Origin of the sequence: Butyricimonas sp. Marseille-P2440, assembly GCF_900091675.1 — a bacterium.
GTDB lineage: Bacteria > Bacteroidota > Bacteroidia > Bacteroidales > Marinifilaceae > Butyricimonas > Butyricimonas synergistica.
The window spans coordinates 2,060,856-2,084,491 of record NZ_LT594610.1 but is presented as its reverse complement, the minus strand read 5'-3'; the positions used below and the strand labels follow the sequence as shown (position 1 = coordinate 2,084,491).

Here is a 23,636-nt window from a genome sequence, read left to right as displayed (position 1 = left end):
CTAGGTCATCTCCCAGCTTTCTCTAGGTGCAAGATAGTAATTATTTTATTTAAATCCTATTGTTATTCTATTTAAATAGTATGACAATAGAATAACAGTAGAATAATAATAGGGTAGCGATTAGGGAAATGTACTAGAATACTGGGAGAAGACTCGGATTGGGCGGTTCGCTTTGCCGGGTAAAAGAATCGAGGCAGCCTAAATCCTTTTAGGCTGCCTCGATGAGTCCGATGAACGTGCCGTTTACTTCTTGTACCCGATGGGTTGGGTGTAGATCACGAGATTGTTCTGGGGCAGACCGATCACTTTGGCAAGCGTCTCCCTGTCCACGGAGCCGATCGTCACGGTTGCCATGTTCTTGGCGGCGCAAACGAGATACACGCTTTGAGCCATGTACCCGGCATGGTGGTGCGAGTAGGTCTTTTTCTGTTCAGGGTTGGAAATACGCCCTTCTTTGTTGTGGTCGGCAACGTAAATAAAGCACACGGGAGCAACTGTCATGAAGGGTTGCGGACCGCATTTCTCGCGGTGATCGCCTTTTTTCACGAGTTCCAGCTCGTGTTTCTCCGCGTTGTAGCGGTAGATTCCGTCGGTGGTGGCAACGTAAAGCACCATTTCCTGCCAGTTCGTGGCGGTGGGGACAGTGCGTTTGCCGCTTTCCGGGCGGTTGATGCCGTTTGCCGCCCAGACCAGATCGGAAAGGTCTTGCGGGGATAATTTTTTCGTGTCGAAATCACGTGAAGTTTGCCGTTCGTTCAAACATTCCATGAGCGATTTCCCTCCCGTCTTCCGGGGGGTGGGTAACTTGATGTTTTGAGCGTTCACGGTGCTTCCCATGAATGTAAGCACTAGCATGGTAATAATTGTTTTCATTCGTTTACAACGTTAGTTGGTGTACCGTTAAAGAAGTTCAGGATGTTATCGACGGCTTCCTGCCCGGTGGCAATGCGCGTGTCGATAGTGCCCGTGGCGTTGTGCGGGACGAGGATCACGTTATCCAACCCGTAGAGCATTTCCGTCACGTGTGGTTCGTCTTCGAAAACGTCCAGGGCTGCCCCGGCTATCGTTTTATTTTGCAAGCAAGCGGCTAATTCTTTTTCATTGATGACGGCTCCCCGGGCTGTGTTCACGAGGATGGCGGTCGGTTTCATCAGTTCGATTTCCCGTTTCCCGATCATGTGGCGGGTTTCGTCCGTCAGCGGGGTGTGGATGGAGATGAAGTCCGATCTTTTCAACAGGGTGTCGAGGTCTACTTTCTCGTATCCTTCCACGGTGCTCCGGCGGTTGTAATAGATCACCTTCATGCGGAAAGCCTCTGCCAGTTTTGCCACGGTCTTCCCGATGTTGCCCATGCCGATGATGCCGAGGGTGCGTCCTTCCAGCGTGAAGCCGAGGTTTTTCATCACGCCCCACATGCTTTCTTTTTCCACCCGGATGCGTTTGTCACACTCGGTGATGCGGCGGGCGGCACTCAACATGAGTCCCATTGCCATTTCCGCGGTCGGAAAGCACACGGCTTTCGGGGTGTTGCACACGGCAACGCCTTTTGAACGGGCGAATTTGGTGTCGATGTTGTTGTAGCCCACGCCGAAGTTGCTGATTAATTTCAAGTTTTTGCCCGCCTCGATGACCGTGTTGTCGATGGGACGGGTGAAAATCCCGAGGATGACGTCATAGTCGGGTACCAGTTTGATTAACTCTTCGGTGGTGAAGTATTCACCTTCGGGCATCGTTACGGTATGCTCTTTTCCTAGTTTCGCGAATGATTCGCGGGGAATGTTGTAAGTAACAAGTATTTTCATATTTCATATTTTAGATATTATTTAATCTGCAATCGCGGAATCTTTCAGGCTCATTCTCGCGTCAGCCGGGGTTTCCAACCCGATGAATCGGGAGGCGAGGTATTTGTAATACCCCGTGACGGCAACCATGCCGGCATTGTCGAGGGAGAAGCCGAGGCGGGGGATAAATACCTCCCAGCCGAGCCGGGCGCCTTCGTCATACACGGCTTTTTGCAATCCCGAGTTCGCGGAAACGCCGCCGCCGATGGCGATTTGTTTTATCCCGGTTTGCTTGGCTGCCTTTTTCAGTTTTGCCATGAGAATGTCGACGATGGTTTTCTGCAAAGAGGCGCAAAGGTCGTTCAGGTTATGGGGAATGAAGTCCGGGTCGTTTTTCATCTCGTCACGGATGAAATACAGGAACGAGGTTTTCAGCCCGCTGAAACTGTAATCCAGACCGGGGATATGGGGTTTGTTGAAGGTGAACCGTTCCGGGTTGCCTTCTTTTGCCAGGCGGTCGATGACGGGTCCTCCCGGGTAGGAGAGTCCCATTACCTTGGCACATTTGTCGTAGGCTTCGCCAGCGGCGTCGTCGATGGTTTGCCCGATGACTTCCATGTCGAGGTAGTCACGCACCACGATGATCTGTGAATTGCCTCCCGACACGAGCAGGGTCAGGAACGGGAATTCCGGGTGGCGGGCTTCCACGCCCGGTTCCTTGATAAAGTTTGCCAGAATGTGGGCTTGCAGGTGATTGACTTCAATCATGGGGATCCCTTTTGCTATGGCGAATCCTTTGGCGAAGGAAGTGCCCACGAGCAGGGAACCCAGCAAGCCGGGACCGCGGGTGAAGGCGATGGCGTTGACCTCATCGGCAGTGACACTCGCTATTTTCAAGGCTTGAGCCACGACCGGGATAATGTTTTGCTGGTGTGCCCTCGATGCCAGTTCCGGTACGACTCCGCCGTAAGCCTCGTGCACTTTTTGACTGGCTATCACGTTCGAGAGTACCACCCCGTCTTTTAGTATCGCGGCGGAGGTGTCGTCGCAAGATGATTCAATTCCTAGAATAACAACGCCCATATCTATTTTAGATTTAATGATTTTAGATTGAGTGATTAATTTTCAATTTTCCATTTTCAATTGAAAATATTCCTGCAATATTACTAAATTTGCGTGCAAACTAAATGATGAAAGTATAAAAAAAATAATCTCCATATTGTCCCGGTGTGTCATGGTGCTTGTGCTTTTGGCATTCGCGTCTTATTTTGCCTTGATGACTCCGTTTGTTCAGACGAGGCTAGTGGATTATTTTACCCGGATTCTGGAGGAACGGACGGGGACGACGATCACGATCGGGAGGGTGGAGTTTCGTCCGATCGAGTCGTTGATTCTGGGTGACGTGTTCGTGAAGGATTGCCGGCAGGATACGCTTATGTTCTGCGAGCGGCTCGTGATGCGCGTGGATTCGGTGAGTTTCGTGAAACGGAAATTCACGATTACCGAGGCGACGTTCGAGAATGCCACGTTCAATTTGTGGATAGAGCGCAAGCAGGACGGGAGCGAGAGCCTCACGAACGTGGAGGAATTGATAAATTCGCTGTCGGCGTCGGTGAAGGACACGGTGCCAGCCTCTCCTTTGAGTTGGAAGGTGAACCTGACGAGGGTGTCGCTGTTTAACAGCCGTTTCCGTTATATCGAGAGTGATTACGAGCCCGTGGATTACGGGATTAATTGGACGGACGTGGATTGCCGGGATCTGAACGTGATGATTTCCGGGATTAAGTTCTCGAAAGAGGGACGCTACGAGGCAACGGTTACTGGCTTGAACTTCAAGGAAAAGTCGGGCTTCGAGGTGGTGAATATGGGGGGAAAGGTGGTGGCGACGAACAATAGATTATTGGTCACGAATACTTTGATACAGACCGGGCGTAGCGAGGCGCATCTGGATACGCTGGAATATAATTGGGTCCCGGACAGGGATTACTGGCGTAATTTTACCACGAAGATGCAGCAACGATACGTGTTTACCGGTTCGAGGGTACATTTCGACGATATTGCTTATTTCAACGGCAAGTTGCTGGGGATGAACAACACGGTGTACGGGAGCGGGGTGGTGTTTAACACGATAAGTAATTTGCAAGGGAAGGATTTGGAGGTATATTTCGGGGAAAAGAGTGTGCTTCATGGCTCGTTCACTTCCAAGGGGTTGCCGAGATTTTTCGAGACGGATTTTAATATCGATTTCACGGACACGAGGATTTCACCTCCCGAGGTGGAAGCGATTTTTATGCCTTGGCTGGAGAACCATTACGTGAAGATCCCGCGGATGCTGCACAAGTATGATTATTTTACTTTTGACGGAAATTTCAAGGGAAAGATCGAGGATTTCGTGTTGAATACCCGAAGCGTTACACCGGGGATGGAAGGCGGGGTGGTGTTCAATTATGCCGTGGATAGCACGGGGGATTATCATTACGGGGGACGGCTTACCCTGTCCCGTGTGAATTTCGGTTTCCTGACGGGGCAATCCTTCTTGAAGAACGGGTCGTTCTTCGGTAATTTTAACGGGGTGCTGGGGGATTCTACTTCCCGTTTCGGGATGTCGAGCGTGTTGGGATTCCTCGACGTGTTTGACGGTCGCTTGCGGGGTGCCCGGGTGTCGGTGGGGATGGAGGACGAGCATCTTTATTTATTATCGTCCGTTAAAAATGACAGCGTGCAGGCGGATTTCGAGTTGAACTATGTCATGGGAGATTCGCTTCAGGTGGCGGATGCCCGGGGGCACGTGAATGTCAGGCAATGGGACACGTGGGGACCTTCACTGTGCGGGGAGAAGGAATCGTTTGAATTCGATTTTTCCGGTAACTTGAAAATGCAGGAAGATAACAATTGGTTCGAGGCTATCGTGCCAAGCTTGAAATACGAGAACACGAGAGGGGCATTTGTCACGGATTCCGTGAGGCTGACTAATACCGTGCTGGGGGAATACAGTTATTCCCGCGTGCAGTCGGAGATGGGAGAGGTCACGATGGAAGGTTTTTTCCGTTCGTTGGGATTAATGGATTTGTGGAATAGTTTTGTCGTGACTTATTTGCCGGCATACCGTTATGCCGTGGATAAGCCTCTGCCGGAAGGAACCAGTTTGATTGCCGAGGTACGCTTGAATAACGTGAATCCGTTGTTGAAGGTGGCTTATCCTCAATTGAAATTATCCAGCGGGGTCGTTTTGTCATGTGAATATAGCTATGCCGATTGCCGGGCGAATTTGATGCTGGAGGCAGACACGATCTCTTTCGGGGATTTGAAGGTGCGTAATTCCAAGTTGGGGTTAACGGGTAACGGTCGGGACTTAAAATGCTCTTATGCCGCGGACGAGTTGAAATACATGGACTTCGGACGGTTGTATAACGTGCGCAACACGATGAGCGCGAACGTGAACCATGTCAACAATTGTCTGACTTGGAGCAACTGGGGAAAAGAAACGTATTGCGGTTCATTGGTTGCCGACCTGCGGTTGTTGAAATACGGGGAGCGTTATCTGGCGCAAGTGTTTATTCAGCCCAGCACGATCGTGATGGCGGATAGCGTGTGGCGCGTGGGACGTTCCATGATATTGAAGGAGGGGAATGATATATTCGTGAATAATTTCGAGATCAGCCGGGGGGAACAAAGTTTCTCCCTGAGAGGGCGGGTGAGCGAGAATGAAAAGGATTCGCTTTCCATGGTATTTCATAATTTCAATCTGGCGGAATTTAATAGTATCCTTTTTGACAATGACGTGAAACTTTTCGGGTTGGTAAACGGAAAGGCCAGCGTGCAGGACGTGTATAATAACCGCTTGATTTACGCGAACGTGGAGGTCGAGAACTGGGGAATTAACCGGGATACGCTGGGGACGTTGAATATGGTGTCGCAATGGGATGCGCCGACAAGTGCTTTGCAGGTGAGTGTTATCAACCAGATGAAGAATGATCAGGCTCCGTTTAGCGTGTTCGGGCATTACAAGCCTTCCACGGATAGTTTGGATATGAATCTCGTGCTCGCGGGAATTGACGTGAATTACCTTACCCGTTATTTTCCGGAACTGTTGAAAAGCGGGGAGGGGGCGCTATCCGGCGAGTTGGAGATGAAGGGAACAAGTCAGGCGGCAGCTATCAATGGTTTTCTGGCGATGGATTCCGTGGCGTTGACGTTGAGCGCTCTTAACACGACTTTTATGATTCATGATAGCCTGCCGGTAAAGAATAACCGGGTGATGCTCGATAACTTTAGGATTTACGATGCCAAGGGGCATTCTTCTGTTTGTTCCGGGTTCTATGATTTGAGGGAAAACCGGTATGACGTGAATCTGAAATTTAATGATTTCCGGATATTGGACACGAAGCAATCTCAAAACGAAATGTTTTACGGGCAGTTGTATATCACGGGACAAACCCGAATGTATAACACGTCGGGGAATTCTGCTTTGTCCATAAATTTGAAGCCGGAACCTCATTCGGTGTTGTATATACCCTTGACTTCTGCTCTGACCGAGGAGGATGGCAGTTTTTTGCGGTTTATAAATAATCGCCAGCCGGGGGATCGACCTGCCGCTCTCGAGGATAAATCTTCTTTGATTTCCAATTTTGATTTGAATGCGAACATTGAGGTGAATGATAACCTGGAGGTGCAAATCATATTTGACCCCACGATCGGTGATATTTTGAAAACCGTGGGCAGCGGTAATCTTCGTTTCACGCTGGGGAAGGATAACGAGCTGGATATGTTCGGGGAGTATAAGGTGGAGAAGGGGGATTACCTGTTCACGTTGAGTAATTTGATTAATAAGAAGTTCGTGTTGACCCCGGGGGGAACGATCAAGTGGAATGGTTCGCCTTACAACGCGACGATTGACGCGAATGCGATTTACAATCTGAGGACTTCGTTGAACGACCTGTTGGCGGGAACGAGCACGACTATGGACAAGAACACGAAAGTACCCGTGGAATGCGTGTTGAAGTTGGGGGATAACCTGATGAACCCGAACGTGCAGTTCGGGATTAATTTCCCTTCCCTCGACGTGCAGATGCGCAGTTTGATGCAAAGCCTTTTTTCCAGTCAAGACGAGATAAATAAGCAGATGTTCTCGCTGTTGTTGTTGAATAAATTTTATACGCCGGATTATTTGGAAAAGGATGCCGAGCAGGAGGAGCGCAACACGGGGTACCAGATGGGAGTCACGACGGCGAGCGAGTTGCTTTCGAATCAGGTATCGCGCTGGTTATCGCAGATCAGTAACAATTTTGATATCGGTTTCTCGTATCGTCCCGGTGACCAGGTGACGACGAACGAGTTTGAATTGGCGTTATCCACCCAAATCTGGGACAACCGGGTGACGATTTCAGCGAACGGTAACATGGTGGAAAGGGCAAAAACGAATTCGAATACTTCTATCACGGGTGATTTTGACGTGGACGTGAAATTGAACCGCCAGGGAACGTTGAAGTTAAAGGCTTATTCCCACACGAATGAAAAGATCACGTACAACGCGACCGAGACGTTGCAAGGTATCGGTGTTTCTTACCAGGAAACCTTTGATACCTTCCGGGAACTCTTCCGTAAGTACATGGCAATTTTTAAACGGAAAAAGCAAACAAATTCTTCTGCGCAAGTGTCTGATAATAAATGATCGTTATCATTTTCAATTTTCAACTTTTAATTTTCAATTGTTTATCATTGTTTTTTTGATTTTTTTTCATGAAATTGTGCTCGTTACGTGAAAACGTCGAACCTAACTAAAATGATATCATGAAAAAAATGACCGAACAAGAGTACATGGATCGTGAGGCGAAATATGGCGCCCACAATTATCACCCGCTACCCGTGGTGTTGGAAAAAGGGGAAGGAATCTACGTGTGGGATGTCAACGGGAAACGTTATTTTGATTTTCTGTCGGCTTATTCTGCCGTGAACCAGGGACACAGCCACCCGAAGATCGTCAATGCGATGACCGAGCAGGCGAAGACGCTGGCGCTGACTTCCCGCGCCTTTTACAACAACGTGTTGGGAGAGTGGGAGGAATATATCACGAAATATTTCGGCTATGATAAGGTGCTGCCCATGAATAGCGGTGCCGAAGCGGACGAGACGGCTTTGAAGTTATGCCGCCGCTGGGGATATGACGTGAAGGGTATTCCTGCCGACCAGGCAAAGATTATTGTTTGCGAGAATAATTTCCACGGTCGTACGATCACGATCGTGACGTTGTCTAACGATCCTTCTTCGTATGCCGGTTTCGGACCGTTTACGCCCGGATTCGTTCGCATCCCTTACGATGATATTCCCGCTTTGGAAGAGGCGTTGAAAGATCCGAACGTGGCTGGATTCCTGTTGGAGCCTATCCAAGGAGAAGCTGGGGTTTACGTGCCGCATGAAGGGTATTTGAAGAAAGCTTATGAATTGTGTAAGGCTCACAACGTGTTGTTTATGGCTGACGAGGTACAGACCGGTATTGCCCGCACGGGTAAGATGTTGGCGTGCGACCACGAGGGCGTGCGTCCCGACGTGCTGATCCTCGGCAAGGCTATTTCCGGCGGTTTGATGCCTGTTTCCTGCGTGTTGGCTGACGACGAGATTATGATGACGATCAAGCCGGGAGAGCACGGTTCCACCTATGGCGGCAATCCGATCGCTTGCCGGGTGTCTATGGCTGCTTTGCAGGTGGTGAAAGACGAGAAGCTTGCCGAGAATGCCGAGAAGCTGGGTAAGATATTCCGTGACCGTGTAGGACAAATCAAGTCGGACATGGTGGCGCTGGTACGCGGTAAAGGTTTGTTGAATGCCGTGGTTATTGCCCCGAAAAATGGCAAGACCGCTTGGGATGTTTGCCTGAAACTTCGTGATAACGGTTTGTTGGCAAAACCGACGCATGACCATATTATCCGTTTTGCCCCGCCTCTGGTAATTAATGAAGAACAATTGCTGGAAGCTGTCGGAATTATCGAGAAGACTTTAAAAGAGTTTGAATAGTTTGCGATAAACAGAATATTAGAAGGGAGGTAGCTAACAAGTTTATTGGATAGCTACCTTCTTTTTTATTTTGTAGAGATTTTTTTTCTTTTTTTTGTCATACTCTTGGCAAGTTCATGTATTATACCATTGAAAGATCATTTATTAAACCGGATGCGTGATGAAAATAGTATTGATGTGGTAATAACATGAAATAAGTATGAAGCGGGATTTATATAAGGTAATAGAACTATTTAAGAAGTCTTTGGGGAATACTCTTTCCGATGAGGAACGGCAAGAAATGGATGTCTTGTTGCAGGATGCTTCTTTACGGAAAGCGCACGAAGAGTTGCTCGACGAGGCTTTTGTGACCGGGAAGTTCAAGGAATTCGAGAGTTACGAGTATAAGCCTGCTTTCGAGGCATTGAAGAAACAGGTGTACCGGAGTCGTTTCCGGCGTTGGATGGCATGGGGGGCATCCGTGGCGGCTGTGTTGATTCTGGGGTTCATGATCCGGGAGAACTTGAAGCTTTCAACTGGGGGGCAGGTTGCAGTCAACCGGGAAATTGTTCCGCCGGGGGAAACTGCGGCGGTATTGAAACTGGCAGACGGACGGACAGTGGTGATTGGGAAAGAACCTGTCGCGATCATGGAAAACGACGGGAATGTGGTGAAGTACGAGAATGGACAACTTTCTTATACTTCCGTGAACACGGTGGAAAAAGAACTCAACAATGAATTGAAAGTTCCTATCGGGGGGGAATGCCACGTGGTGTTGAACGACGGGACGGAAGTATGGTTGAATGCGGGGTCTGAATTAAAGTATCCGGTTGCTTTCATGGGAAAGGAACGGAAGGTGGAGTTAAGCGGGGAAGGGTATTTTAGAGTGAAGAAAGATTCCTTGCCTTTTATCGTGGGCGTGGAAACGGGAGATATTACGGTGCTTGGTACGTCTTTCGGCGTTACCGCTTACCGGGGGGAGATCGGGTACACGACGTTGGTTTCCGGCAAGGTGAGTTTCACGTCGAAGAATAAGGAAAGCGTGATCCTGTCGCCGGGAGAGCAGGCGATAGTACTTTTGTCCGGGGTGGTAGAGGTGCGTGCCGTCGACGTGGAGGAGTTTGTGGGATGGAAAGACGGGAAGTTTGTCTTCAAGAATAAATCGTTGGGGAATATCATGCATGTGCTGGAACGCTGGTACGGGATAAAGGCGGTGTTTAAAGACGAGGACGTGAAGGAGTTGGAATACACGGGAAGCCTTGAACGGTACGATAATATCAATACGTTCCTGCGATTGTTGGAGAAGTTAAACGATGTGCATTATGAAATAAAGGAAGATGTGATTATTTTATATAAATAAAAAAGAGGGATAGGTCGCAAATTTCTCAGGTTTTAAACCTATTCCCCTTTAAGTCCATGTTTTAAATAAACAATACAAAAGTATGAAAAAAAATCGAGTAATCAAGTTTCTTGACCTAATGGGTAGGTACGGGAACAATTCAAGGATTATGAAGTGTGGTGTCGTCTTTGTTTTCCTGCTTGTGCTGAATCTGGGCGTGTATGCCCAGACGAATCCGGTGACGCTGGATCTGAAGGGCGTGAACCTTGACGAGTTCGTTCAGACGGTGAAAAAACAGACAAACATCAATTTCATGTACAACTCGTCTTTGGTTGCCACCGCGGGAGAAATCACGATCAAGGTGGAAAAGATGGAGTTGAAGAACGTGTTGGACACCGTGTTGAAGAAAGCCAATCTCGTGTACGAGTTTGATAATAACACGGTACTGATCCGTCCCGGTAGGGGACAAGTTGTCACGAAGCAGCAAAGCGTGTTGAAGGGAATCGTTAAAGATGAACAAGGTGTGCCGTTACCGGGTGTTACTGTTTTGGTGAGGCAGAAAACGGATAATGCTGTCGGCACATCGGTCGTCATGGGCACCGCTACCGATATGGACGGGAAGTACACGATTATGGTGCCGGAGGGTGAGAATGTCTTCGTGATCTTTTCTTTTGTCGGAATGATTTCCCGGGAAATCAAGTACTCGGGGCAGAAAACGCTCGACGTCGTGATGAAGGAGGACGTGAAAACAGTGAACGAAGTGGTCGTGACGGGTTATGGTAATATGTCGAAAGGAAATTACACGGGAGCCTCCACGACGGTAAAGGCGGAGAATGTTCTGATGGCGGGAGTTTCCTCTATCGACCAGATGTTGCAGGGAGTTGTACCCGGTATGCTGGTGTGGAACACGACGGGGCAGGTCGGCGCAACCTCGAAGATTCGGGTACGGGGAACTTCCACCTTGCTCGGGAGCCAGGAACCTGTTTGGGTGGTCGACGGGGTGATTCAGCAAGACCCGCAGCCTTTTAACTCGGAGGACAACACGAAGTTTTCCGTGGATGCGGATGACATCAAGCAATTGGCGGGTAATGCCATCTCGTGGTTGAACCCGAATGATATAGAGACGATCACGGTGTTGAAAGACGCTTCCGCCACGGCTATTTACGGTTCCAAGGCGGCGAACGGTGTGATTGTGATTACCACGAAGAAGGCGAGAGCGGGAAAGATGAACGTGAATTACAGTGGTAGTTTCTCTATCGGGCAAAGACCTCGCTACGGGTTGTACGATTTGATGAATTCCCAAGAGATGATGCAGTTCTCGAAGGAAATATATGATGAGCGGCGAGTGTATCCTTCCACGGTTTTGCCTGTCGGTTATGCCGGTTTGCTCCAAAAGTGGTTGAATAAGGAGATCACGGAGGAGGAGATGAGTCGGGAATACATGAAGATGGCTAAACAGAACACAGATTGGTTCAAACTGTTGTTCCGCAATTCGTTCAATCACTCGCATAACGTGAGTATCAGCGGTGGTTCGGAGAGGATTCAGAACCGAACTTCTTTCGGGTATTCGGAAGAAAAGGGAGAAGCCAAAGGAAATAATATGACGACGTTCACGGCAACGTCCAACACAACCGTGAATTTCGGGGAACGTTTGATGATTAATATGTTGCTGAAAGGGACAATACGGGATGTGCGGGGTTTCGCTTATGGGGTGGATCCTTTCAATTACGCGTACAACACGACAAGGGTGATTCCGGCGTATAACGAGGACGGTTCTTATTATTATCACGAGAAAGAGGGGGCAAGGACAGAAGGGACTTATCAAATGAGCGGCAGGTATAATTATAATATACTGAACGAGTTGGAAAATACAGGAAGTAAGAATAGCACGAGAACGTGGGGAACGACAATCGATTTGAAATGGCGGATTCTGCCGGGGTTGGAATACCAGGGATTGGTATCTTATACTTCTTCTTCTGCCGATTCGAAAAAGTATGCTGACGAACGCTCGTTCTATATCACGCAGATCCGGGGATACGAGTTCGGTTCGGTAGCCTCGACGGATGATATGACAAAACAGACTCCTCTGCCTAACGGGGGACTGCTGGAAACGGACCTGACGAACAATACATCTATTATGGTTCGGAATGGTTTGGTATATGACCATTTATTCGGGGTAAAGCACCGAATGACGTTGCAAGTGGGGATTGAAACCAATACTCTCAAGACAAAGGGAAATACGTTAAAGCGTTACGGTTATTTACCAAATCGGGGAGAGACATTTACTACGCCTCCTTCCTTTTTTGAAAATAGCCAGGGGGAACGTTTGGATAATAGTGTTTACGTGAATGGAGGGACGCAAGTGATTAATCGTGTGGATAATAAACTCAGTGAATATATGTTGGCGGTTTATTCTTATGCTGATCGTTACGTGATGAATTTTAGCGCTCGTCTGGATGCTTCCAACCGTTTCGCGCAAGACAAGAATAAACGTTTTGAACCGACTTGGTCGGTCGGGGCTAAATGGAGGTTAGGGAACGAGAATTTTCTGCTGGGGCAGCTTTGGATTAATAATTTGGATTTGTACGGTTCTTATGGTTACCAGGGAAATGCGGTTTCTTCGGTTTCGCCTTACCTGACGGCAAGGGACGGGGGTTTTGATGCGTCTTACAAGGATTATGTTTTGATTGTAAGTTCGTTGCCCTACCCGAATTTAGGCTGGGAAAAGACGAAGACTTACAATATCGGAATTGAAGGTTCGTTGTTTGACGGGAGGTTGAATTTCACGGCTAATTATTTTGAAAAGTTGAGCGATGTGCTTGCAGTCCGTGATGTGGCTATTGAGAATGGAACAGCTGGTGGCGTGGTGTCCGGTACTTCGATGAAAAATCGCGGGTATGATTTCGTGATCGACGTGGTTCCTATCCGGACGGAAAATTTCACGTGGCAGCTTTCGGTGAATACATCCGTGACCCGTAATAAGGTGAACAAGAATGAACGCTGGAATACTATTGATAGTTACCTGAACGGTTCCGCCGTAATAGAAGGAAGTCCTTTTTCCACGTTTTATTCTTTCGGGTTCGATAAGTTGAATCCGGAAAACGGAATACCGGTATTTAAAAATATGGATGTGGAAAATGGTATTGACCCGACGGCATATTTAGTAAAGTCCGGGAAACTGGTGCCGGATTTTTCGGGAGGTTTCAATATGCTGTTTAAATACAAACGACTTTCGTTGTATGCCTTGTTTGCAGTGCAATGGGGAGGGCATGACCGATTGCCGGAATTATACGCCTCTTCTTTCTCGAATGGTTCCGGGTTGCCTAAACCGGAGCAGAATGTATCGAGGAAACTACTCGATCGTTGGAAGAAGGCTGGAGATGAAGTTTACACAAATATTCCTTCTCTTCCGGGAGCGGGTAATGAACAGATAGTATTGCCTGCGGTAGAGCGCGGTGGTTACGGTCATAAAAATTTGTACGAGATGTATAATTTGTCCGACGTGCGGGTTGCCAACACGGATTTTATTCGTTGCCGTTCCCTCTCCCTGTCATACGAGATGAATCCGGAATGGTTGAAACGGGCTTACATCCAACGGATGCAGATAAAAGCAAGTATGACGAACCCGTTTATGTGGGTTTCGGATAAGAAATGGGACGGTTTGGATCCCGAAACCCGGAACTGGCCGGCACGCCGCGTGACCTCGTTGTCATTGCAAGTGATATTTTAGTTGTTGTAAAATGGAAAACGATAAGATCATGAAAAGATTTAAGTTTATAAAGAATATAGCATGGGTCGGTGTGTTTTTATTGGCGGCTTGTTCTGATTTTCTGAAAGAAAAGTCACAGGACGAGGTGATCGTGACGACCGTGTCTGATTTTAGCCAGTTATTGCTGGGATCCGGGTACGTGGATATTGCTTATGATGCGCTTTATTATTTTGACGACGACTTGGAACTGGATCCGTCATCTTATTGGGGTGACGAGGAGAATTCTTTTGCAACACAGTATTACGGTCATTATACGTGGCAACCGGATATGTGGGGAGGTGAGTCCTATGCGGTAGATGCATATACGATGTCTTACAAAAAGCTTGCGGGAGTAAATGCTACCTTGGATGGAATTGACGATGCAATAGGTGATCCGGAGGAGAGGGATCAGGTAAAAGCAGAGGCTTACGCGTTACGCGGGTATTATTATTTTATGCTGGTTAATATATTCTGTGAACCTTATAATTACAATAAAAATGCAGAAGGAGTACCTTTGAAGTTAGCTGCTGATTTGTTGGAAAATGGGATTGCCCGGAGTACGGTGGATGATGTGTATCAGCAAATTGTTAAGGACTTGAAAGCTTCCATCGAGTTGTTCGAGAAATACCCGAAAAGGAGAGGAAGTTACCGGATTAATATTTCGACGGCACAAGTACTGTTGTCCCGGGTATTCTTGTACATGGAGAAATGGCAGGAGGCGGTAGATGCTGCCACAGAGGCGATAAAAACCGGAGAGGGATTGACGGATTACACGAAGATACAGATGTATTCCGAGTTTGAGATGGCAAGTTACAAGCATTCCGAGGTGGAGTGGCTTTATAATGCTTGGATTGAGATACCCTATGGGTATATTCCGTCCGAGGATTTGATGTCGACGTTCACGGGAGATGACCGGCGTTTGGATTTATGGTTTCCATGGGGTACGTGCTCGAAGAAAACGATTATGGAATGGGGTGCTCCTGTAAACACGATCAGGATTTCGGAAGCTTATTTGAACCGGGCGGAGGCTTATGTGCAGTTGAAAAAGCAAACGGAGGCTTTGGAGGATTTGAATATGTTGTGCCGCCACCGGATAGAGGGGTTTGAGGATTTGGCTATCGCGGACGGGGTTGCCCTTTTGGAAGAAATTCGACAAGAGCGCCGCCGGGAACTCTGCTTTGACGAGCTTAGATGGTTTGACTTGCGTCGCTACGGGATGCCTTCTATATCACACAAATATAAAGTGACCGAGAACGAGCCGTGGGTCATTTATACATTGGAGGAAAAAGATCCGCTTTATACCATACCGATTCCCGAATCAGCAATAGGTAACAATGTCCTGTTGAAACAGAACCCATCGGCCTATGCCCCGGCAAGAAAAGGTGTCATTGAATAAATTTAATAATTGAAAGAGTATGAAAGAGATAAAACTATACTTGATATTATTGGCCACCCTTTTAGCGGGTGCTTGTGCCGAGGATGAGAAGCTCGGGGAAGTTGAACTTTTGGAACAGGGGTACGTGTTGCCGCAAGGCAAATCCCCGGCGGACGACCGTATCGTGAGTTTATTCGACAAGTATGGGACTTATTTCCTGTACGAGTACACGGAGGCTGATTTCAATTGGCGGCAGGGAGGTGGAAGTTTGAGTTATTCCTATACGGCTCCCGATCCGCAGTATGCGGGGAATATGCTGGATTTGCTAAATGAAATCTGGTTTAAGTTCTATCCGGAGGAATTTCATAAACGGTATATGCCCCGGAAGGTATTCCTGACAGGAACATTGGAGGTTAATGGAAAGTCTATTTATACTCGTATAGCTCAAGGACAGATTGCGGTTGGTTATTGTTCGGATGTATTGGTTGATATGCCGGAAGAAGTGAGGACTGAGTTTAAATCTGCACTTCAGAGCGAGTTGCTAAGAGATTGGATTAATCGGGGTGTGATTGTCATTCCGGATGAGTTTTACGAGGTGAGTGATTATTCCTATGCGGCGGACGTTGATGATCCCGATTCACCTGATTATGCCCGAGCCAGAGGTTTTGTCGCGAAGAGTGATGGTACTGAGTGGTGTGGACGGGTGAATTGGGAAACGGGTAGGCTGGATAGCAGTGAAGATTTGCGCTATTTTATTGATAGCATGGTCAGCCGGACTTCGGAGGAGTGGGCATCGGATTTGGAATACCCGCTGGTGCAACAGAAGTACGATATTTTGCGGGAATATATTTTGGAAAATTACAAAATTGATTTACGAGAGATTGGAAATTATTAATGTACAAAATAAATGTCGCTCTTGTGCGGCAATAATCATTGTTTAATTTAAAAATGTTTAAGATGAAAAGATTGTATGTGATGCTACTTTTAGTAGCACTGGGATTCCCTTGCCTTGCCACGAATGGAACGGGCAGCAGGAAAAAGGACAAGAAAGCGGAAAGTCCGCAGCCTTTAAGTAAATACGCGGAATTTCTCAAGGAGCCGGGAAGAGTGGAAGTGAAGGGCGGTCTAATGACCATCCATAGAGTGGGTGAAAAAATCTATTTCGAGTATCCTTTGCAGAACTTGGGGCGGGAAGTCCTGTTGGGCGGAACGATCTCGGCTTCTTCAGACGCAATGGCTGTGAACGTGGGATATAAATACATGAATCCCTTGCATTTGAAAATTGAGTTGCAGGATTCTTCCGTGTTGTTCAATATTCCGAACCGGGCAGTTACGTTAGGGACTGACGAGCCTTGGGCGAAGAAAGCCTTGGAACAGAATTATATGTCGGATTTTTACAAGCGTTTCCCCGTGAAGGCTTATAATGACGATAGTACGGCTATCGTGTTCGAGGTGACGGATTTGTTGTACAATAATCTGGATCTCTCTCCGCAAGGAGGAGGGCTATTGGGAAATTTTTCTTTAGTGGAGAACGAGAAGCCTTATTTCGGGAAAATAAAAGTTTTTGATGATAATGTTTCCGTGGAGATAAATCAACGGGTTTCGTTGGAATTAGGTATGGGAATGTTTATGGCACAGCTTGGAAAGATAGCCGTGCGTTCCAATATTTCGATGCTTCTGTTGCCGGAGGATAAGATGAAGCCAAGGATACAGGATTCCCGGGTCGGTGTGTTCCCAACCATGAATGATAAATACGGGGAGATTGCTATCTCAAAATTCGAGTTGTCGCAGAAAGAGGATGGGTTACGCCCTTATTATCTTGCCAACCGCTGGCGTTTGGAGCCCAAGAACATGGAAGCATGGAAAAGGGGTGAGTTAGTGGAACCCGTGAAGCCAATCGTGTGGTACGTGGACGATGCTTTCCCGGAGGAATGGAAAGCACCTATCAAAGCTGGTATTTTGACTTGGAATAAGGCTTTCGAAAAGATCGGGTTCAAGAATGCGGTGCAGGTACGGGATTTCCCGGTAGCCGATACGACTTTTGACCCGGATAACCTGAAGTATTCTTGCGTGCGTTACTCTCCCACGGCGGTAGCGAACGCCATGGGACCCTCTTGGGTAGACCCGATAACTGGAGAGATTATCAATGCTTCCGTGATTATTTACAATGATATCGTCAAGTTGATTAATAACTGGCGTTTCGTGCAGACAGCGCAAATCGACCCCCGGGTGAGAACAAAGAAGATGCCGAAAGAGATTTTTGATGAGTCGATGACTTACGTTGTGGCGCACGAGATCGGGCACACGCTGGGACTGATGCACAATATGGCTGGTTCTGCAGCAATTCCGGTTGATTCGTTGCGTTCCGCTTCCTTTACCCAAAAATACGGGACAACGGCTTCTATCATGGATTATGCCCGTTACAATTACGTGGCGCAACCGGGTGACCGGGGTGTGAAGTTGACACCTCCCGAGTTGGGTGTGTACGACGAGTATGTTATCAAGTGGCTCTATTCCCCGATTCCCGATGCAAAAGATAAGTGGGAAGAGGCGGCAATCGCCGAGCGGTGGATAGACGAGAAGGCGGGCGATCCTTTTTACCGTTACGGTCGGCAGCAGATTATAATTCGGTGCGACCCTTCGTCCCTTGAGGAAGATTTGGGGGATGATCCTTTAAAAGCCAGTGAATACGGTATTAAGAATTTGAAATACATTTTGGCACATCTCGACGAGTGGATCACGGATGACCCGGATTTCAGGTATCGGAAAGAGATTTACGGGAATATAGTTATGCAATATATGCGTTACTTGACGAACGTGGCTTACCAAATTGGCGGGATTCAATTGACACAGGTGAAAGATGGTACGAAGGGGGAGGCTGTTAAACCGGTAGACCGAGAGGTGCAAAAGAGAGCTGTAGCTTGGTTGATCGGGCAATTACGTGATTGTGGTTGGATTAACGCTCCCGAATTGACTGGCAAGTTCGGTTTACACGAGAATATTTCAACTGAGTTTTGTGGACATTTTATGACATTATTACAAAGGGCTTACACATCGAATGTGATACGGTCGTCACATATCGCTGGGGACCAGAAGGCTTACTCGCTTCGGGAATATTATGATGATCTGTACACGGGAATATTTGCTTCTACTCGGCAGGGAAAGAAGTTGTCGGAAGAGGAGCAAATTATGCAAAAGTGGACGGTCATGCACGTGAATATGTTTTATCGTGTCGTACGTAACAATATGGTGGGTGTCACTTCGGCACAAAGCGACCCGTGCTTCTCCAAGATGTTGTACCCCTCGTTAGAAGAGATTCGTGCCTATGGAATAGGTGATATAAGAATGAGTGATATGGTTTATAACAAGTTGAAAGAGATAGAAAATCGTGAAGGTAAAGGAACCGTGGCTTGCTCGATACTAAAGAATCGTTTTGGAGAAAATGAATTTCCTTTCCAAGGGGATATAAATTCGATGTTTCTGGCAAATATGCAAAACGAGATCGTTCCCATGTTAAAAAAGATTTACGCTTTGGTAAAGAGTAAGATTGCAACAGCTGATCCTGCGGACAGGGGACTTTACGAGTATATTCTGACCAGCTTGGACACGAGTTTACCATCGACTGGAAAGTAAAAGTTTAGAATTTAACGTTCTATGTTGAAGTGGAGGTGTGTTTCGACACACTTCTACTTTATAATATCGAATGAAGGCACGCCTTCGTTTTCGTGGTTTATATTGGTGGAGATCGTAATGGAAGATATTGATTTTATCCGTATCTTTGTTGTGATCTTAAAAATTCTGTCTATGTCGTTTGATTTTGGTTCTTTACTGGAAGGCATTAATAAAAAGAATATACGAGCATGGGAAGAGTTTTACGCCAAGTATTATTCGGTACTCTGTTCATATGTAAATGGAATCATACGGGATAAAGATCAGGCACAGGATATCGTGCAGGAAGTTTTAGTGGCGGTCTGGAAATCTTCCAGGCAATTCCAGGACATGAAGGAATTGACTTCTTATCTTTATCGGGCGTGTTATAATAATGCGTTGATTTATTTGAGAAATCTGCAAATCCGTAAAGGGATAGAGCGGAAGATCGTGCTGGAAACGGAAGAAGAGTTTTCCGACGAAGTCTTTGCCAGCACCGTGAGGGATGAGTTGTTGCGGCAACTTTATAACTATATTAAAGAATTGCCGGAGGGTGCCGGGGAGATCATGGAATTGAGCATACAGGGGTTTACAGGTCCGGAGATCGCTAAAAAGTTGGGAATAACGATCCACACGGTAAAAACGCAGAAGAGTCGTAGTTTTAAGTTTCTGCGTGAAAAGTTGAAAGATTCCGTGTTGTTGTACCTGCTCTGAATGACTTAAAAGAAACTTACCAGTAGCATGATGTTGAGGAGTGTGACGATCGCCCCGATGACATATAGCAACCATTTGGTGTACGCGGAATTTTTATATTTACCCATGACTTTGGACGACGAGGTGAGGTGAACCTGCGTGAAGATCGTGATGGGCAGTTGCACGCTGAGTGCCATTTGCGAATAAATCAAGCCTTGGAACGGGTTCGATATGAGCATGATCAGGGCAAAGGCAAGAACGAGGGACGACAGTACGCCGATCTTGGAGTGGTTGTCCTTGATATCGTAAGGTTCCTTGTAGATGCCGGCAAAGATAGAACCTGCCGCCATGCCGGAAGTGATGGTCGAGGAAATCCCGGCGAACAGGAGTGCCACGGCAAAGACCACGGCGGCGTTGTTGCCTAATAGCGGGGTCAGCAGCGAATTGGCTTGCTCGAGTTCCGTGACGGGAGTACCGCTTTTGAAGAACGTGGCGGCGGCAAGCAGGATCATGGCACTGTTGATTGCCCAACCGATCACCATGGAGAGTATCGTGTCGGCATACTCGTAACGCAATTGCTTTTTGATGATTTTATCGTCTTGAATGTTCCATTGTCGGCTCTGAATGATTTCCGAGTGCAGAAAAAGATTGTGGGGCATCACCACGGCACCGAGTACACTCATGATAACAACCATAGAGCCCTCCGGGAAAGCGGGGGTTACCCAAGCGGGGAGCGCTTCGTTCCAATCAATATTGACTAGCGAGAGTTCGTATATGAACGACAAGCCGATGATCGATACGAAAGCGATAATCCATTTCTCGATTACCCGGTAAGTATTCGTGAAGAGCATAATCACCACGAAAATCATCACGAGCAGCGAACCGGCACGTATGGGAATGTTGAACAACATTTGCAGGGCAATGGCGCCTCCCAGTATCTCGGCGAGCGAGGTGGATACGGAAGCGAGCATGGCGGAATAAAGAATGCCTTTAGCGTAGCGGGGTTTCAGGTATTCGCTGGCGGCTTCCGAAAGGCACAACCCAGAGGCGATACCCAAGTGAGCCACGTTGTGTTGCAGGACGATCAACATGATGGTCGAGAGGGTCACCATCCACAGCAGGGCATATCCGAACTCGGCTCCGGCGGCAAGGTTGGACGCCCAGTTGCCCGGATCGATAAAGCCAATGGTGACGAGCAGTCCCGGTCCGATATACTTGAATATTTCCAACCCGCCCAGTTTCGGGGAGTGTTTTGCCGTGTTGAGTAATTCTTTGAAATGCTTTAGCATATCGTGATATTTTATTCTTATTTTTGAAACTTCAAAAGTACGAATAACGATGAATAATTGTTCTCGTGATCGTGAACTTTTAGTTTTTAACTTTTAACTTTTAGTTTTCATGCTGATACCGATTTTTCTCGTGATACTTTCGCTCGTGGTACTTTATTTCGGGGCGGATTTTTTGGTGAAAGGAAGTTCCTCGCTTGCCGTGCGTTTTGGAATTTCACCCCTGGTCGTGGGGTTGACCGTCGTAGCGTTTGGGACAAGTGCGCCGGAATTGTTAGTGAGCGTGCAGTCTGCCTTGGACGGGAATCCGGGGATAGCCGTGGGAAACGTGATGGGGTCGAACGTGTTCAATGTCTGTGCAATATTGGGTATCTCGGCGATGATTTATCCTTTACGAGTGAATCCGCGGTTGATACGTTTCGATATGCCGGTGATGCTATTGGCGACGGTCTTGTTTATTATTATTTTCCGCGCTGGGGAATTTCCCCGGTGGGCGGGTGTTTTGTTTTTTGTCGGGATTTGTATCTATATGGTTTATTGTGTTTATAAGGCAAAGCGGGGTGAGGTTGTAGAAGATGGCGAGGAGATGAAGCCTACCAAGAGTTGGATGCTTGATGTCGTGTTTGTTATCGCGGGATTAGGATTGCTCGTGTGGGGTTCCGGTTTGCTGGTGGACAATGCCGTGGTTATTGCCAAAGCGTTGGGATGGAGCGAGGCAGTGATCGGTTTGACCATCGTGGCGGCAGGAACGAGTATGCCGGAATTGGCAACCTCCGTCGTGGCGGCAATCAAGAAACGGACAGATATTGCGATCGGTAACGTGGTTGGGTCTAATATATTCAATTTGCTTGCCGTGCTGGGACTGACGGCGACGATTTCCCCCGTGGAAACGAACCAGATCAACTGGCTGGATATGGGAGTGATGCTGGGTTCGTCCTTACTGCTTTTGCCTTTTATGCGCACGGGCTTCCGGATAGCACGTCCGGAAGGGATTGTTTTATTCTTGATTTACGTGGGGTACACGGCATATTTGATAGTTTAGAGGTTCTTGCTATTGATACAAGAACCTCTTGATGCTTTTTTTCGGTGTCTTCTCGAATTCTTCGTTGTATATTTTCACGCTGGCGATCTGACTGTACGCCGGGAGAGTTTCGTTGACTTGTTTTTTGTTCTCTTCCATGATAGCGGTAATCGCCTCGTCCGAGTTTTTATTGTCGGCATTGATTGCTTCGAAGTCCGGATAGATTAATGCGGTCAGTTTACCGTCTTTTTCCACGACGATCGATTCGCAGACGTAAGGGAGATTGTTCAGTTGGTCTTCGATCTCTTCCGGATAGATGTTTTGCCCGCTGGGACCCAGAATCATGTTTTTGGAACGTCCCTTGATAAAGAGGTTGCCTTCCTCGTCTATCAGCCCGAGGTCGCCCGTGCGCAACCACCCGTCGGGAGTGAATGCGGCATGTGTTGCCGACTCGTTCTTGTAGTACCCGAGCATCACGTTATCGCCTTTGGCAAGGATTTCACCCACGATATGTGCCGGGTCGGGAGAATCTATCTTCAACTCCATGCGAGGCACGGCACGTCCGCAAGATCCCTTTTTGAACGTTTCCCAACCCGCATAGGAGAGGATCGGACCGCATTCGGTCATCCCGTAGCCCACCGTGTAAGGGAAGTTAATAGAACGGAGGAATTCTTCCACTTCCTTGTTCAGTGCGGCACCCCCGACGATCAGTTCCTTGAAGTTACCCCCGAAGGCATCGATTACTTTCTGGCGGATGGCATTTTTAACCTTCTTGTCGAGAAGCGGTAAGTTTAGCATCAGCTTGATTAGTGGTTTTTCCAGTGAAGGTAGAACCTTCTTCCGGATGATCTTCTCGATGATCAGAGGCACGGAAATAATCAGGTTCGGGCGAATGGTCGAGAAAGCGTCCGCTATGATCTTCGGCGAGGGAGTACGTGTCAGGAAGAACACGTGTGCCCCGCTGGCAAATTCGTAGATAAACTCGAAGGCGAGCCCGTACATATGTGCCATGGGTAACATGGAAATCACCTGTTCCCCGGGCATCTTCCCGAATACCCCGAAAGCGAACGCAAGGTTTGACCATAGGCTGCGGTAAGGGAGCATAACCCCTTTCGAGAAACTGGTGGTTCCCGACGTGTAGTTGATGATTGCCAATTCTTCCGGTTTGTCGTACTCGTAAGTAACGTCTTCCGGGCGGAAACGGTCGGGGAATTTTTTCCCGAATAATTCATTCAGTCGCTCCCGGGCGCTTGTCAACGAATGGCTTCGTGACACGATAGCCGAGTAGTCTTCCATGCTAAGGATGCCTTCCAATGCTTCCATGGACGATTCGTTCAAACCTTCCCACACGACGCTTCCCACGAAAAGCAAGCGTGCTTCCGAGTGGTTCACGATGTTGTGGATGTTATCCGGTTTAAATTCGTTGAGGATGGGAACGGCAACCGCCCCGTAAGTGAGTGTGGCGAGGAACGCTATTCCCCAGTTCGTGGAGTTTCTGCCGCATAGCGCGATTTTGTCTCCTTTTTTGATGCCCGCATGCTCGAACAAGATATGTAGTTTCTCAATCTTTCGGGCAACGTCTTTGTAGTTACAATTTACTCCCTGGTAGTCTGTCAACGCCGGACGGTCCCAATTTTCTTTGATACTACTCTCAATATAATAGATAAAACTTTCTTCCATTTTAGGTAACTTTCAAACAAATGTCAAAGGTACGAATAATTTCGGGAAGTCGGTAACGGGGAGAAGGGGATAAGT

Annotated in this window: 14 protein-coding genes; 9 read left to right on the top strand and 5 right to left on the bottom strand. The window is 47.7% G+C overall.

Going from position 1 to position 23,636, the window contains the following annotated elements; all coding sequences use genetic code 11:
* Window positions 1-243: 243 nt before the first annotated feature.
* Genes BN8899_RS19790 through tsaD form a run of 3 tightly spaced genes read right to left on the bottom strand, consistent with a single transcriptional unit; the run spans window position 244 to window position 2,864 of the window.
* A complete protein-coding gene (locus BN8899_RS19790; RefSeq protein WP_065220630.1) occupies window positions 244-873 on the bottom strand; it encodes a SagB/ThcOx family dehydrogenase in 630 nt (209 codons plus the stop codon).
* The gene (locus BN8899_RS19785) at window positions 870-1,802 is read right to left on the bottom strand and encodes an NAD(P)-dependent oxidoreductase (protein WP_065220629.1); all 933 of its coding nucleotides are present in this window, start codon (window positions 1,800-1,802) and stop codon (window positions 870-872) included. Before BN8899_RS19785 ends, BN8899_RS19790 begins: the two co-directional genes overlap by 4 nt.
* 21 nt (window positions 1,803-1,823) lie before the next feature.
* Complete coding sequence (gene tsaD / locus BN8899_RS19780) at window positions 1,824-2,864, bottom strand: tRNA (adenosine(37)-N6)-threonylcarbamoyltransferase complex transferase subunit TsaD (protein WP_065220628.1); 1,041 nt, start codon at window positions 2,862-2,864, stop codon at window positions 1,824-1,826.
* A gap of 151 nt (window positions 2,865-3,015) precedes the next feature.
* Between tsaD and BN8899_RS19775 the strand changes: the two genes are divergently transcribed.
* The 8 genes from BN8899_RS19775 (at window position 3,016) to BN8899_RS19740 (ending at window position 19,595) form a co-directional block, all read left to right on the top strand.
* Complete coding sequence (locus BN8899_RS19775; protein WP_065220627.1) at window positions 3,016-7,452, top strand: translocation/assembly module TamB domain-containing protein; 4,437 nt, start codon at window positions 3,016-3,018, stop codon at window positions 7,450-7,452.
* A gap of 128 nt (window positions 7,453-7,580) precedes the next feature.
* Complete coding sequence (gene rocD / locus BN8899_RS19770) at window positions 7,581-8,792, top strand: ornithine--oxo-acid transaminase (protein ID WP_065220829.1); 1,212 nt, start codon at window positions 7,581-7,583, stop codon at window positions 8,790-8,792.
* A gap of 199 nt (window positions 8,793-8,991) precedes the next feature.
* Window positions 8,992-10,131 (top strand): FecR family protein, encoded by a 1,140-nt coding sequence (locus BN8899_RS19765; RefSeq protein ID WP_065220626.1) that lies wholly within the window; start codon window positions 8,992-8,994, stop codon window positions 10,129-10,131.
* 82 nt (window positions 10,132-10,213) lie between these two features.
* Window positions 10,214-13,840: a SusC/RagA family TonB-linked outer membrane protein gene (locus BN8899_RS19760; protein WP_231932441.1), complete on the top strand. Its 3,627-nt coding sequence runs from the start codon at window positions 10,214-10,216 to the stop codon at window positions 13,838-13,840.
* 28 nt (window positions 13,841-13,868) lie between these two features.
* The gene (locus BN8899_RS19755; protein WP_187376965.1) at window positions 13,869-15,254 is read left to right on the top strand and encodes a RagB/SusD family nutrient uptake outer membrane protein; all 1,386 of its coding nucleotides are present in this window, start codon (window positions 13,869-13,871) and stop codon (window positions 15,252-15,254) included.
* Window positions 15,255-15,273: 19 nt separating this feature from the next.
* Window positions 15,274-16,128 (top strand): putative zinc-binding metallopeptidase, encoded by an 855-nt coding sequence (locus BN8899_RS19750; RefSeq protein ID WP_065220623.1) that lies wholly within the window; start codon window positions 15,274-15,276, stop codon window positions 16,126-16,128.
* A 62-nt stretch (window positions 16,129-16,190) separates the two neighbouring features.
* Complete coding sequence (locus BN8899_RS19745) at window positions 16,191-18,866, top strand: zinc-dependent metalloprotease (protein WP_065220622.1); 2,676 nt, start codon at window positions 16,191-16,193, stop codon at window positions 18,864-18,866.
* A gap of 171 nt (window positions 18,867-19,037) precedes the next feature.
* Window positions 19,038-19,595, top strand: a complete 558-nt coding sequence (locus BN8899_RS19740) for an RNA polymerase sigma factor (protein WP_026207785.1) — start codon at window positions 19,038-19,040, stop codon at window positions 19,593-19,595.
* Between the two features lie 5 nt (window positions 19,596-19,600).
* Here BN8899_RS19740 and BN8899_RS19735 read toward each other — a convergent pair whose 3' ends face one another.
* Window positions 19,601-20,863 carry an Nramp family divalent metal transporter gene (locus BN8899_RS19735; protein ID WP_065220621.1) on the bottom strand — a complete coding sequence of 421 codons (1,263 nt, stop codon included), beginning with the start codon at window positions 20,861-20,863 and terminating at the stop codon, window positions 19,601-19,603.
* Window positions 20,864-20,972: 109 nt separating this feature from the next.
* Between BN8899_RS19735 and BN8899_RS19730 the strand changes: the two genes are divergently transcribed.
* Window positions 20,973-21,902, top strand: a complete 930-nt coding sequence (locus BN8899_RS19730; RefSeq protein WP_065220620.1) for a calcium/sodium antiporter — start codon at window positions 20,973-20,975, stop codon at window positions 21,900-21,902.
* A gap of 9 nt (window positions 21,903-21,911) precedes the next feature.
* Here the strand turns inward: BN8899_RS19730 and BN8899_RS19725 are convergent, their stop codons facing one another.
* Complete coding sequence (locus BN8899_RS19725; protein WP_018339064.1) at window positions 21,912-23,561, bottom strand: AMP-binding protein; 1,650 nt, start codon at window positions 23,559-23,561, stop codon at window positions 21,912-21,914.
* Between the last annotated feature and the right edge of the window lie 75 nt (window positions 23,562-23,636).